At 72.3% G+C, this 13,290-nt stretch carries 11 protein-coding genes; 5 read left to right on the forward strand and 6 right to left on the reverse strand.

Annotation, left to right across the window (positions count from 1 at the left end; all coding sequences use genetic code 11):
* Positions 1-84: 84 nt before the first annotated feature.
* Positions 85-1,395 (reverse strand): SGNH/GDSL hydrolase family protein, encoded by a 1,311-nt coding sequence (locus ACGFN2_RS24110; RefSeq protein ID WP_362605102.1) that lies wholly within the window; start codon positions 1,393-1,395, stop codon positions 85-87.
* A gap of 281 nt (positions 1,396-1,676) precedes the next feature.
* On the opposite strand from ACGFN2_RS24110, the gene ACGFN2_RS24115 reads away from it, so the two are divergent.
* The 4 genes from ACGFN2_RS24115 to ACGFN2_RS24130 all read left to right on the forward strand — a co-directional run bounded on the left by ACGFN2_RS24115 (position 1,677) and on the right by ACGFN2_RS24130 (position 5,700).
* Positions 1,677-3,008 (forward strand): DUF445 domain-containing protein, encoded by a 1,332-nt coding sequence (locus tag ACGFN2_RS24115; protein WP_393363688.1) that lies wholly within the window; start codon positions 1,677-1,679, stop codon positions 3,006-3,008.
* A 66-nt stretch (positions 3,009-3,074) separates the two neighbouring features.
* A complete protein-coding gene (locus ACGFN2_RS24120) occupies positions 3,075-3,860 on the forward strand; it encodes a class E sortase (RefSeq protein WP_393363691.1) in 786 nt (261 codons plus the stop codon).
* Positions 3,861-3,892: 32 nt separating this feature from the next.
* On the forward strand, positions 3,893-4,126 hold the full coding sequence (locus ACGFN2_RS24125; protein WP_362605107.1) for a DUF3311 domain-containing protein: 234 nt from the start codon (positions 3,893-3,895) through the stop codon (positions 4,124-4,126).
* Complete coding sequence (locus ACGFN2_RS24130; RefSeq protein ID WP_362605109.1) at positions 4,123-5,700, forward strand: sodium:solute symporter family protein; 1,578 nt, start codon at positions 4,123-4,125, stop codon at positions 5,698-5,700. The genes ACGFN2_RS24125 and ACGFN2_RS24130 overlap by 4 nt, the downstream gene beginning before the upstream one ends.
* Here ACGFN2_RS24130 and ACGFN2_RS24135 read toward each other — a convergent pair.
* The 3 genes from ACGFN2_RS24135 to ACGFN2_RS24145 all read right to left on the reverse strand — a co-directional run bounded on the left by ACGFN2_RS24135 (position 5,678) and on the right by ACGFN2_RS24145 (position 9,120).
* The gene (locus tag ACGFN2_RS24135) at positions 5,678-6,637 is read right to left on the reverse strand and encodes an SCO0930 family lipoprotein (protein WP_393363695.1); all 960 of its coding nucleotides are present in this window, start codon (positions 6,635-6,637) and stop codon (positions 5,678-5,680) included. The genes ACGFN2_RS24130 and ACGFN2_RS24135 overlap by 23 nt on opposite strands.
* Before the next feature lie 189 nt (positions 6,638-6,826).
* Positions 6,827-8,371 (reverse strand): NADH-ubiquinone oxidoreductase-F iron-sulfur binding region domain-containing protein, encoded by a 1,545-nt coding sequence (locus ACGFN2_RS24140; protein WP_393363698.1) that lies wholly within the window; start codon positions 8,369-8,371, stop codon positions 6,827-6,829.
* Positions 8,368-9,120, reverse strand: a complete 753-nt coding sequence (locus ACGFN2_RS24145; RefSeq protein ID WP_362605114.1) for a hypothetical protein — start codon at positions 9,118-9,120, stop codon at positions 8,368-8,370. Before ACGFN2_RS24145 ends, ACGFN2_RS24140 begins: the two co-directional genes overlap by 4 nt.
* Before the next feature lie 578 nt (positions 9,121-9,698).
* Between ACGFN2_RS24145 and ACGFN2_RS24150 the strand changes: the two genes are divergently transcribed.
* Positions 9,699-10,499: a CdaR family transcriptional regulator gene (locus ACGFN2_RS24150; RefSeq protein ID WP_018091333.1), complete on the forward strand. Its 801-nt coding sequence runs from the start codon at positions 9,699-9,701 to the stop codon at positions 10,497-10,499.
* Between the two features lie 232 nt (positions 10,500-10,731).
* On the opposite strand, the gene ACGFN2_RS24155 is transcribed toward ACGFN2_RS24150, so the two are convergent.
* Both ACGFN2_RS24155 and ACGFN2_RS24160 read right to left on the reverse strand, forming a co-directional pair.
* On the reverse strand, positions 10,732-12,204 hold the full coding sequence (locus ACGFN2_RS24155) for a DUF1996 domain-containing protein (RefSeq protein ID WP_362605208.1): 1,473 nt from the start codon (positions 12,202-12,204) through the stop codon (positions 10,732-10,734).
* Between the two features lie 216 nt (positions 12,205-12,420).
* Positions 12,421-13,068 (reverse strand): DUF4142 domain-containing protein, encoded by a 648-nt coding sequence (locus tag ACGFN2_RS24160; protein ID WP_362605117.1) that lies wholly within the window; start codon positions 13,066-13,068, stop codon positions 12,421-12,423.
* Between the last annotated feature and the right edge of the window lie 222 nt (positions 13,069-13,290).

Below are 13,290 nucleotides of genomic sequence, written 5' to 3' on the forward strand. Positions count from 1 at the left end.
GGGACCGGCCGGGACCGGCCGCCGCGCGGCGGCCGGACACGCGGCGGCGGGCCTGCGCCGTTGGTGTGACGGCGCGGACCGGTGTCACAGTGCGGCGGGTGCCCCGCGCTTGAGGTGGGCGAGGTTCACGGCGTCGGCCATCGCCCGGAAGCCCTCGTCGCTCGGGTGGAGGTGGTCGCCGGAGTCGTAGACGGGGCGCAGCCGCACCGGCGCCGCCGGGTCCCGCAGCGCCTTGTCGAAGTCCACGACCTCGTCGTAGACGGTGCCGGAGCGGATGATCCGGTTGACCTGCAGCCGTACCGAATTCAGCTGGTCGGAGTAGCCGCGGTGTCCGCCGAACGGCGTCAGGGTGCTGCCGGTGACGCGCAGACCGCGGGCGTGCGCCTCCCGGACGAGCTGCCGCATACCGGCGACGATCTTCTGCGGGTCGAGCTGGCGCGGGGTCTTGAACAGGTCGTTCAGCCCGATCTCGACGATCACCGCCTTCACCCCGGTGCGGGACAGTGCGTCGCGCTCCAGCCGGGACAGCACGCTGGGCCCGTTGTTCGGGGAGAACTTGCTGCCGTTCACCAGCAGACGGTTGCCGCTGATGCCCTGGTTGAGGACGCCGTAGCGGGGCGCGCCGGGCTCGTTGCGCAGCCGCGCCGCGAGGAAGTCGGTCCAGCGGTGGTTGGCGCCGGCGGTGGAGGTGATGCCGTCGGTGATCGAGTCGCCGATCGCGACGACCGAGCCGCGGGCCTGGGTGCTCCACACGTCCACGCCGGTCAGATACCGCCAGTAGGGGCTCTGCTCGGTGTAGGCGGCGCCGGTGGCGTCCTCGGCGCGGTCGCCGTGCGCCAGGTAGGACGTCTGCCGGGCGTACGGGTGGTAGGTGGCGGGGCCCGAGGGGGACGGCGAGTACGTGGTGACCAGCAGGTCCGCGTCGCCGGGCACCTTCAGCCGGGTCGGGTCGCTGGTGACCGCGCCGCCCGCCGGGATGGTCACCGCGGGCTTGCCGCCGAACGCCAGCCGCCGCATGGTGCCGCTCGCGGCGGTGGGGTTGCTGGGGGCCGCGGCCAGCGCCAGCGAGGCGTGGCTGACCACCAGCGGCCGGGTGCCGTAGAGGTTGGACAGCTGGATGCGGACGCCGGAGCCGCCGACGCTGGTGTGCACGACGTTGCGTATGGACATCCCCGCATAGCCGTTCAGGGTGCCGGGCTCGGCCGCGGCCGCGGCCGCCGACCAGGTGCCGACCCACTGGCCGGACACCGCGGGGTCCGCGGGGTCGCGCGGCTTGTGCGGGGAGCTGCCAGGACCGCCGCTCTCGCCGCCGAAGCCGACGAATATCGCGGTCGAGATCAGTACCACCACTGCCGCCAGACCGGCGAGCAGGGAGTAACCCACACTTTTCTTCATGCGGGAGGGGTCTCCTGGGTCGAGCGGAGCAGCACGCTCCGGGCGGGCAAGGGCAGCGGATGATCAGCGGCACCGTTGCGGTCCGATCGGTCCCCCATGATCCCACGGACCTCGGGTGCGCCGCCCGGCGCCCCGTTCGATGCCTCCTCGTCATGGACGCGGGGAACTCGTGGTTCGTTCCAGGAGTAGGTCACAGTGGGATGACGGCCGGAACGTGGCCGTCGTGCGGAGCACGAGAGGCCGTACGGACGGTGGGGGGCACGGTGGGAGCGGTGGAGCGGATGGAACGGACAGAAGCGGACACGGCGCCGAGGGCGGAGCGGGCGTCGGCGGCGGGTGCCGTGCCGGGCGGGTTCGCGCCCGGCGCCGCCGACGAGGAGCGCCGGCGCGCGGTGCGCCGGATGAAGGCGCTGGCGACCGGCCTGCTGCTGGCCGTCGCCGCGGTCTATGTGCTGGCGAAATGGGCCGGATCGGCCGGGGCGGGCGGCTGGACCGGGTTTGTCGCGGCGGCCGCGGAGGCCGGCATGGTCGGCGCGCTGGCCGACTGGTTCGCGGTCACCGCGCTGTTCAAGCGGCCGATGGGGCTGCCGATTCCGCACACCGCGATCATTCCCACCAAAAAGGACCAACTGGGCCGGAGCCTGGGGGACTTCGTCGGGGAGAACTTCCTCTCCGCCGACGTCGTCCGCCGCCGGCTGCGCTCCGTCGGCATCGGCCGGCGGCTCGGCGGCTGGCTCGCCGAACCGAAGAACGCCGACCGGGTCACCGACGAACTGTCCACCGCGCTGCGCGGAGCGCTGACCGTGCTGCGCGACTCCGATGTGCAGGCGGTGGTCGGTGAGGCGATCACCCGGCGGGCGGACGCCCAGGAGATCGCGCCCGGTGTCGGCACCCTGCTGGAGAAGATCGTCGCCGAGGGCGGCCACCGGCGGGCGGTGGACCTGCTCGTCTCCCGCGGCCACGACTGGCTGGTCGAGCACGGGGACTCCGTCATGGCGGCGGTCTCCGGCGGCGCCCCCGGCTGGACCCCGCGGTTCGTCGACCGCAAGGTGGGCGACCGGGTCTACAAGGAGCTGCTGCGCTTCGTCACCGAGATGCGGGACATGCCCGAGCACCCGGCGCGCGGGGCGATCGACCGTTTCCTCGGGGACTTCGCGGAGGATCTGCAGTCCGACCCGCAGACCCGCGCCAAGGTCGAGCGGCTGAAGTCCGAGGTGCTGGGGCGCGGCGAGGTGCAGGACCTGATCGCCTCGGCCTGGGGCTCGGTCCGCACGATGATCGTCGCCGCCGCCGAGGACGAGCGCAGCGAACTGCGGCTGCGGCTACGGGCGGCGCTGCTGTCCCTGGGCCGCCGGCTGGCCGGCGAGGAGCGGCTGCAGGACAAGGTGGACGGCTGGCTGGAGGGCGCCGCCGTCTATGTGGTGACGACCTATCAGGACGAGATCACCTCCCTGATCACCGACACCGTCGCCGGCTGGGACGCCGAGCACACCTCGAAGAAGATCGAGGCGCACATCGGCCGGGACCTCCAGTTCATCCGCATCAACGGCACCGTCGTCGGCGCCCTGGCCGGGCTGTGCATCTACGCCGTCTCGCACGCCTTCGGCGGCTGACCCCGCCCGCCGGCCGCTCCCCGCACGCCTCTGGTGACCTGTGCCCGCAGGGCTTACGGTGCCCGCGTGCGGGAGCGGATACCGGTGGTCGTGCAGGGGCGGCGAACCCGTCGCCCCGCTGCCGTGCGGGTGCTGTGGGCGGGCGCGGAGCTGGCGGTGACGCTCGGTGCCGTCCTGCTGCTGCTCGTCGTCCACCAGCTGTGGTGGACGAACCGTCAGGCGCAGTCCGCGGCGCGGGACCAGGTGGGCCGGCTGGAGCGGCAGTGGGACGCCCGTCCCGCGGCGCCCGGCCCGGACCCGGCGCCGCGGGACGGCCGTACGGGGGCGCGCGGCGCGGCGAGCGCGGCGCCGTCCGGGCCGTCCGCGCGCCGCGGCGGGAGCCGGGCACCGGAGCCCCCGCGGGACCGGGCGTACGCCGTCCTGCGCATCCCCCGGATCGGGCTCACCGCGCCCATCGCCCAGGGCGTCGGCAAGGCCGCGGTCCTCAACCGGGGTTACGTCGGCCACTATCCGCACAGCGCGCAGCCCGGCCGGGCCGGCAACGCCGCGCTGGCCGGGCACCGCAACACCCATGGCGAGCCGTTCCGCCGCCTCGACCGGCTGCGGCCGGGCGACACCGTCCTCGTCGACACCGCCGAGGCCCGCTACACCTACGCCGTGCGGCGCACCCTGCCGCGGACCACCCCCGGCGACGGCACGGTCCTCGCCGCCGTCCCGTACAGCAGCGTGCACCCCGCCTACCGCTTCACCGCGCCGGACTCCTATCTGACCCTGACGACCTGTACGCCGGAGTACACCTCCGCCTACCGGCTGGTGGTCTGGGCGGTGTTGCGGTCGACACAGTCCCGGTGAGCGGGGCCGGGCGTCCCCTAGGCTCTCGGCTCGTGCGAAACCAGACCTCCGGCGGCCGGCCCCCGGGTTCGAGAAAGCGTCCCGCGCTGCTGTGGCTGCTGCTGCCGTACGTGCTGTTCCTGGCGGTGCTGCCGCTGGTGAACCGGGTGACCCCGACCGTGCTCGGTCTGCCGTTCCTGTTCTTCTGGATGCTGCTGGCGACGCTGGCCACCCCGCTCGCGGTGTGGCTGGCCCGACGCGGTGACCGGGCGCGGGGGCGGATATGAACGCCGCGGTCTCCACCGCCGTCTTCGGCGGCTTCATGGTGCTCACCGTGGCCCTCGGCCTGCTCGCGGTGCGGGGGAAGGGCGCGGGCGGGGGACTTGCCGGGTGGTCGGTGGGGGGCCGGGGCCTGGGCACGGTCTTCATCTGGGTGCTGATGGCCGGTGAGAGCTACACGAGCTTCAGCTATCTCGGTGCGGCCGGCTGGGGCTACAACTCCGGTGCCCCGGTGCTCTATGTCCTGGCCTACATGTCCTGCGGCTACGCGCTGGGCTATGTCGTCGGGCCGATGCTGTGGGCGTACGCCCGCCGGCACGACCTGGTCGGGATCACCGACATGGTCGCGCACCGCTTCCGCGCGCCCTGGCTCGGCGCCGCCGTCGCGCTGCTTGCCACGGTCTGTCTGCTGCCGTACATCCAGCTGCAGATCACCGGCATGGGCGTGGTCGTCACCACCATCTCCTACGGCGCCATCAGCCTCGACTGGGCCTACTTCCTGGCCTTCGCGGTCACCACCGGCTTCGTGGTGGTCAGCGGGCTGCGCGGCAGCGCCTGGGTGTCGGTGCTCAAGGACGTCCTCGTCATCGGCACCCTCGGCTTCCTCGCGGTCTATGTGCCGCTGCACTATTTCGGCGGCTACGGGCCCTTCCTGGACCGGCTCGTCGCCGAGAAGCCGCAGTGGCTGACGTTCCCGGGGCACGCCTCGGGCGGGCTGGGCCAGGTGTGGTTCGTCACCACCACCCTCGTCAACTCCCTGACCGTGGTGATCTTCCCGACGACCGTGGCCGGCTATCTCGGTGCCCGCAACGCCGAGGCGCTGCGGCGTAACGCCCTCTACCTCCCGTTCTACAACGTGCTGTTGCTGGTGCCGGTGCTGCTGGGGATGGCGGCGCTGTTCGTGGTGCCCGGCCTGGCCGGCGCGGACTCCAACCTCGCGCTGTTCAAGATGGTGGTGGACTCCCTTCCGGCCTGGGCCGTGGGGGTGGTCGGGGTCGCCGCCGCCCTCTCCTCCATCGTGCCGATGGCCGTGTTCATGCTGGTCATCGGCACGATGTGGGGGAGGAGCGTGCTGGGCGCGATCCCCCGTCTCAACAGGGGGGCGGCCGGGGCGGCTTCCGGGGACGGCGGGGGAGGTACGGCGGGCGGACGGCAGAAGCTGTGGTCGCAGCTGGTCGTGGTGGTGGCCGGCGCGCTGGCGCTGCTGCTGACCTACACCGCCCCCGACACCCTCGTCCGGCTGTCCCTGATCTCGTACGAGGGCATGGCGCAGCTCGTGCCGATGCTGCTGCTGGGGCTGGTGTGGCGGCGGCTGACGCTGCACGCCGCGGTGAGCGGCCTGGTGGCGGGCTTCACGCTGGTCTGTGTCCTGGTGTTCGGGGGACACGACCCGGTCTGGGGGATGAACGCGGGGATCGTCGGGCTCGCCGTGAACGTGGTGGTGGCGCTCGCGGTCACCTGGCTGGGGCCGCGCGCCGCGGACGAGCGGCCGGACGCCGAGGTGCTGGCGCTGGACGACGAGTTCCCGCGCGACGGGGTGGCGTCGGGGGATGGCCCGCTCAGCCCTCCGGCGTCGTCGTGATCTTCTCGCCCTCCTTGGAGACCGCGAACCACAGGCCCATCTTGCCCTGGCCGTTGATGTCACCGGGCTGCTCGTCGCCGGTGAACCAGTAGACCGGCCAGCAGTCGACGGCCAGCTGACGGGTGCCGTCGGGGCGGGTGACGGTGGAGATGAGCTTGGGGGCGATGCCCTTGAGCTTGGAGCGGTCGGCGGGCTTGGCGGGCTTCCAGGTGTCCAGGCAGGCGTCGTTGCAGCCGAACTTCATCGGCCAGGCGCTGTCCTTGTTGAAGCGGTAGAGGGTGCGGCCCTTGCCGTCGACGAGGATGCCGCCGAGGTCGGGGTGGTTGAACACCGAGACGTCGCTGGGCTCCTGGGCGCCGGCCTTCTTGCCGTCGGGGGCCAGCGCGTTCCAGGTGCCGCCGACGCCCTGGCCCTTGGTGTCACCGGCCTTGGTGTCCTTGATGTAGCGGTAGGCGGGCCAGCCGGCGATGGTGAGCTGCTTGACGCCGTCGGCGCGGGTGACCGAGCCCAGCTTGCTCTTGTCGATGCCGGCCGGGGCGGTGGCGCCGTCGGCGGGCACCGGCGGCCAGGTGGTGGCGCAGGACCCGTTGCAGTTGGACTTGGCGGGGTCGGGGGTGTCCTTGTCGAACCGGTAGAGGGTCATGCCCTTGGAGTCGGCGACGACGGTGCCGAGCTTGGCGTCCTGGTGCAGGGCCAGCTTCCCGGCGCCGGGCGCCTTGGGGGCCTTGCCGGCGGCGGCGTCCGTGCCGCCCGCCTGGCCGCCGCCGGAGCCCCCGGAGGAGCCGTAGCCGTAGTCGCTGGTGCCCTGGCCGGCGGGCTGGACGTTGTCGGTGGTGGTGGTGCCGGCGCTCTGGTTGCCGCTGCTGCCGCAGCCGGTGGTCAGGGCCAGGGTGGCGACCGCGGCGGCCGCGAACGCCGCACGACGTCGATTGCTCATGATGTCTCCTCTGCCGATGGGTGGTTCCGTCTTGCTGAGGTGGTGACCGAGTTGCTCGTCCGGCCACCCGTCCCGATCCCGTCCGGGCGCCGGCGGGGTGCCGTCGCCCGGGGAATACGCGCTCCGGGGTGCCGGGCGTTCAACGGCACCGAAGAATTTTCTCCGGGCGCAAAAGCCCTGCGGGAAACGTCAGTTGCCGCCCTGGACCCGCAGCGCCAGCGCGGGACAGCGGCGCACCGCGAGCTGTCCGCGGCGCCGCATCCGGGCCGGCAGCGGCATGTTGGCGGACTGCGGGTAGCCGTCCGCGCCGAGCTTCACGATGCCGGGGACGACGTCGGCGCACAGCCCGTGGCCGCGGCACAGCGTCCAGTCCACCAGCAGCCGTTCCTGCGGCGGCGCGGACACCCGCGTCGGGGTGGGGGCGGGGGCGGTGACCGCCAGCGGCGGGTTCCCGGTGACCGGCAGCGCACCGGTCACCGGGCGGCCGCACCCGAACCCCTGCGCGTGGCGCTCGAACTCCTCGGGGAAGGACCTGAGGGCCGAGGCGACGAAGCGTGAGGTGCCGTCCGGGTGGCTGCACGCGCCGCGCTTCTCCACGGCCCGCATACGGGCCTGTACGGCCTCCAGGGCGCTCTCCCCGCCGCCCCGTACGGCGCGGTCGAGCTGGTCGGCGAGCGCGGGCAGGCCGAGCACACAGGGGCCGCACTGGCCGGCCGACTCGGCGGCCATCCACTGGGCGACGCGCACCGTCTCGCCCGCCGGACAGGTGTCGTACGGGATCGGCAGCACCGCCCCGGCGCCGAGCACCGCGTTGTACTCGGCCAGCGACTCCTTCGACAGGTTCGCGGTCAGCGCGTCGGCCGGGGAGATGAAGGTGCCGTGGTAGCCGCCGATCAGCACGCCCTGCCCCTGGTCCATGCCGCACAGCGCCAGGACCCGGGCGAGCGAGACGCCGTAGGGGACCTCCACGACCCGGTTGCCGGCGACCGTCAGCAGCAGGGTGCCGGGCTCGGTGGGCAGGCCCGCGGTGCGGTAGCCGAGCGCGCCGAGGCGGGCGGCCACGGCGAGCTGGGCGTAGGTCTCGGTGTTCGACAGCAGGGTCGGCACCCCGTTCAGACCCCGCTCGCTGGAGCGGATCTTGCGGCCCGAGGGCAGCCCGGCGCCGCCGCTCAGCCCGTTCGTCATGGCGGAGCCCTCGCCGGTGACGAACCGTTCGGTGAGCAGGGTGACCCGTAAAGCCGACCGGACCGGGCCGCGTTCGTCGATGGCGCGCTGCACGGAGCTCAGCACGTCGGTGCGGGTCACGCCGAGGGCGACCTCCTGTGCGCCGAGCGCGTCGGCGGCCAGCAGTGCGCCGTCGATCACCAGGTGCGGGGCGTGCAGCAGCATCGCGGTGTCCTTGAGGCAGCTGGGTTCGCCCTCGCTGCCGTTGACGACCACCGCGCCCTTGCCGTCCGCCCGCTTCATCCCGTCGATGACGGCGGTCAGTTTGCGGGCGAACGGGAAGCCGGCCCCGCCCCGGCCGCGCAGATCGATGTCCTCGGCCAGCGCCACCAGCTCCTGGGAGGTGAGCTGGGGGAGGCTGCCGTGCCGGGACAGATGGGCCACCCGGTCCATGCGGGGCATCTCGTCGAGGCCGGCCAGCAGCCGCGGCGGCCCGAAGGACGCCAGCGTCGGGACGGGCTCCGCCTCGGCGAGCGCCGGCAGCAGTTGGGTGGGGGCGGGGGCGGTCATGGGAGTTCTCCTGTGTTCCTGCGGGCGTCGCGCAGCCGCAGGCCGAGTCGTACGGCCACCCCGATGAGGCAGATGGCATATCCGGCGATGGCCCAGCCGGCCGCCGCACGGCCGGACCTGAGGCCGTGCACCAGGGCGAGTCCCCAGGCGAGGTAGGCGCACATGTGCAGCGCGCGCCACCAGCGGGCACCGGTCAGGCCGGTGAACGCGGCGCGTACCGCGCCGGTCACCGCGACGGCGATGAACGTGTAGGCGGCCAGGGTGCCGAGGCCGATGAGCACCGGCCGGGCGCCGTCGGTGAACGGCACGGTGGCGGCCATGGTGTCGGTGTGACCCTCGGCGATCTTCACCCAGATGTGCAGGCCGAGGAAGCCGAGCCCGGCGACCGCGGTGCCGCGGTGCACGGCCTGGGCGAGCAGCCGGTGGCCGGAGTGCAGCACCATCCGGTCGGTGGCGGCCAGGCCCCACAGCACGGTGACCGACAGCGAGACCAGTGCGAGGACTCCGGCGCCGAAGTCCAGGAAGCGCATGAGGGTGTCCGCCGCGCCGGAGTGCAGCGTGACGGCGATGAAGAGCAGCAGCGCGGCCGGAAGCGCCGGACGGAGTACGGCAGTTCCGGCGAAGCCGCCGCCGGGGGCCCGCCGGTCCGGCGGGCCGGGTTCGTTCGGAGGGCGCCGGGGGCGGGGTACGGAGGGCGAAGGCCGGGCACGGTGTGAGGCGCGGCGGCTCTGCAGACGCGGTGCGGACATCGGACCTCCCGGTGTCGGGGCACGAGTGCGGGATGCGAATTTCTATGAAATCTCCCGGGGGTGGTATTTGCCCGGGGCTTTTGTTCGGGTGACCCCCGGTAACACTGAACATTCTGTAACCGGGCGGATACGCAGGGCCGTAATCCGGATGTGCAAAAGCATCTCCGAACGTGTTCAGGCTTTCGTAAGGTTTATCGCGCTGTGACAAATTCCTGCACTGGCATCGCGGTCGCGCGGGGGGACTCCGGATGATGCCGACTCAGGCGCACGGGGGGGCGCCAATCCCCTGTACCAACCGCATCCCCGCCAGGATCGAGGTAGCGATGTGTGATCTCCTGAACCGCATCTGGTCGCGTCCCCGCGGCGAGTGGAACCGGGTAGTCAGAAATGAACTCCCGGATCTCGCCGAGAAGTTGGTCGCGGAGTTGCAACGCGGATTTCCCGCATTGTCCGCACTTCTCGGGGATACTCCCGTAGAAGACGCACATTGGGCGCTTGAACAGGCCTTGCTGACAGTTCTGGGGTACCAAAAAGAGTCGGAAAGTAAACCTCCGGCCCGCCCCTCGGTTGTCACACCTATGCCGGTGGCCCGGGCCCGCCAGGACCTGTTCGACGTGCTCGCCGGCCAACGAGAGGTACCCGAGGAGGGGTTGCACGAGCTGGCCCGTGCCGCGGGCTGGCCGGTGCCCGACACCCTCCAGGCCGTCGTTCTCGCCACCCCCGCCGAGGCGCCCCAACTCGCCGCGGCACTGGGGCATGCCCTCATCGGCAACGTCGAGGGCTACACCTGTCTGTTCGTCCCCGACCCGGCGACCCAGACCCGGGCCCGCCTGGAGGCGGCGCTCAAGGGCCGCCCGGCGGCGGTCGGGCACGTGGTCCCGGCCACCGACACCGCGTCCTCGCTGCGGTGGGCCCGGTACCTGCTCACGCTGGCCCCGAGCCGGGTCGGCCCGGAGTCGCGGCCGGCGTTCGTCGACGACCACCTCTCGGCGCTGCTGCTGCTCCAGGACGAGTCGCTGGCCGACGCCCTGACGTCCCGCTGGCTCGGCCCGCTGGAGGAGCTGACGCCCCGGCAGAGCGAACGGCTCGAAGTCACGCTGCTGGCGTGGCTGGAGGGCGGCGGCGCCCCCGAGGCGGCCAAGCTGCTGCATGTGCACCCCCAGACGGTCCGGTACCGCCTGCGGCAGATCGAGAAGCTCTTCGGACCGGTGCTGCGCGACCCGCGGACCCGCTTCGAGCTGGAGATGGCGCTGCGCAGCCGGCGTCTGATGGCCCATGTCCGCAGCTACCGCGCCCGCGCCGGCCGCCGCGCCCGCGCCGTCGCGTCCTCCATACGCCCGCTCGGCATGGCCCGCGAGGCCCGCGTCAACGGTCTTTGAAGTACCGACGGATGAACCACCGCGCCCCTTGAGCTGACAGCCGGCCGGTCCGACGGCGTACCGCCGGCACCCCCTCAGCACCACGGCGCAGAACAGTGGCCCCGCCCCGGGAATCCGGGTCGGGGCCACTGCGTTGTCCGGTCCAGGGGGGCCCACAGGCCCCTTAGGGGATGTCCCCCCAAGGGGCCCGGAGACCGTGGCCCTCAGGGCCGCCGGCCCGTCGGCCGGCCCGTCAGGAGCATTCCTGGCCGTTGTTGATGCAGTCGACGGCCTTGCTCATCAGGTTGTCCGGCATCACGTTGATGAAGTCACCGTGGTCGGTCACCGGTTTGTGCAGCTGTTCGGGGAAGCTGTCCACCGCGAAGCTGTTGCCCTGCGGGACGTCGTAGGTGATCCGCTGGACGAGCTGCGGGACCGCCTCGAAGCCCTGCGGGCAGTTGCCGTTCTGGTCGGAGAAGGCCATGTGGTCGCGGTGGTTGCCGCTGTCGATGTCCCGGCCGTTCCAGCAGTTCTGGAAGGCGAAGGTGCGCACGACCTGCGAGCCCTGCGGGCACAGCGGGTACTTGTCCTTCAGCTGCCGGTCCTCGAATCCGGTGCAGCTCCAGGAGGCGTTGGCGTTCTTGGTGCCGTTGGTGAACGCCTTGGCGTCACCGGTGATGACCTTCAGGAAGCGCGGCATCGCCCGGACCTCGCCGGACTGGCTGCCCCGGAAGGTCAGGGTGACCGTCGCCGGGGTCAGCGTGGTGCCGACGTTGGCGTCCTGTGCGGCGCCCGGCTTCTGCTCGGCGTTGCCGTCCAGCTTGCGCAGCACCGGCCAGTAGTGGGTGGACTGGTCGCCGTTGTCGCAGGTGGTGTCGGAGGCGGCGAGCTTGTTGTCGTCCGCGAAGGCGTCGGTGGCCTTGTTGCCGACGTAGTCGTGGGTGTGGTGGGCGCCGTTGCTGACGCCCGGGGTCACGATGACGTTGTCGGAGTTGAAGTGGCCGTCCTCATTGCGGCCGCACTCGGTGGTGAAGGTGCCGGTGGAGGCGTTGCCCCCCTCGGGGGCGGCGAACGGCGGGGCGTCCGCGTTCGGCTGGACGTTGTTGATGTCGACGAAGTCGTCGGGGGACGGGCCGCCGGCCTGGCCCTGCTGCTGCCCGCCGTTCTGGTCCTGGCCGCCCTGCACCTGACCGGGGTCCTGACCCTGCACCTGACCGGGGTCCTGGCTCTGCTGGCCGTCCTGGCCCTGGGTCTGGTTCTGGCCGTACCAGCCGTCCTGCACGGACTTGGTGGAGTCGCCGCCGCCGGTGCCCGCGCCCTCGTTGACCGGCTTCATGGTGCAGCCGCTCATCTTGAGCAGGTAGCCGGGCCGTTCGGCGTCCTTGGAGATCGCGGTGACCATCATCCTGATGGTCTTCTGCCGCTTCGTCTTCAGCCCGTTGAGGACGGTGTCGCCGCTGCTGGTCTTGCCGGTCATCATCGAGTGGTAGGCGTCGTGCACCTGCTTGTCGAGCGCCGACAGCCCCTTGGAGACCGGGAGCTTGGCGCTGCGCGGCACCTGGCGCAGCCGTTCGCCCACATCGGGGCACGAGAGCGTGAAGGCGCTCGCGGTGTGCTGGGAATGGCCGGCCGACGCGTCCGGGGTGTTGTTGCCGGCCAGCGCCGTGGTGGCGTAGGCGGCGAGGCCGCCGCCGCCGAGCAGCAGGGCGGTGGCGCCGATCAGCATTCTGTTCGTCAAACGCGAGCGTTTATGGGCCTGTTGCCGTTGCCTCATGAGATCACTTCGCTTCGTCCGATGTGAGGGGTGTCGGTTGGGTGCGGGTGTCGTTTCTTCCGGGTCGCGGGGGTGGGGGGCGGGGTGCGTCCCCCGCCGTGGGCGGGGGCGTCCGCCGCCGTCCGGGCCGGCGACCGCGCCGCCGTGGCATACCAGGGGCTCCGTCGCCTAGCTGGTGTGCAGGGTGTCGAAGTCGACGCCACCGGTCTTCTCCAGCACGGTGATGTGGTCCAGGACGATGGTGTTGGCGCGGTTCGCCAGGGCGCGCACCATCGAGTTCTTGGTCTGGTCGCGGACCATGGCCACCAGGCCGAAGACCTTGCCGTGCGCCCGGCGCAGCAGCTCCGCGAAGGTCCTGGTGTATTCGTCACCCTGCGCGGCGTTCATCTGCGCCAGCCAGCCCTGCTGGTCGGCGTTGGGCTGGTTGGACAGGGTGACGCCCAGCGCCCGTGCGGTCTCGATCACCCGCCGGTCCAGCTCGGTGTGCCCGGCGACGAGGTGCTCACCGGCGGTACGGACCGCCGCGGTCTGCCCGCGCTCCTGTGCCTGGCGGCCCGCGGGCAGTTCCCACAGGCCGGCCAGTCTGACCTTGCGGACGAAGTCCCGGTCCATGGCGGTCAGCGGACCGTAGCGGGTGTTGACCGTGCCGCCGCCGTCGTCGTCGTACGTGACGGTGTTGGTCGCCGCCGACGCGGTCTCACCGAAGAGCTGGACGGGCAGCAGCAACGCCGCGAGTGTGGCCACGAGCGCGGCTACCACCAGTCCGGTGGCGATGGTCCGCCCTGATGTTGCGGAATTGCTGAGGATGGACCGCACACGGCCTCCCGGATCGTCCGTACTGGAATGCCACCGGACGTTAAGTGCCGTGACCCTCCCGCGGTCGTGGGTCCTCACCCCTGGACAAATAACGGCCGGGCCCGCCGCGGCACTGCTACGGTGCCGCGGGCGGGCCCGGCCGGATGCGGGTGACGTGCGCCGGCTTCCGTATGCCCGGCCGGGCCCGTCCACAGGCGGCTGCCATGTGCCCTCAGGGGCGCG

The sequence above is a fragment of the Streptomyces sp. NPDC048612 genome, from assembly GCF_043199295.1.
GTDB lineage: Bacteria > Actinomycetota > Actinomycetes > Streptomycetales > Streptomycetaceae > Streptomyces.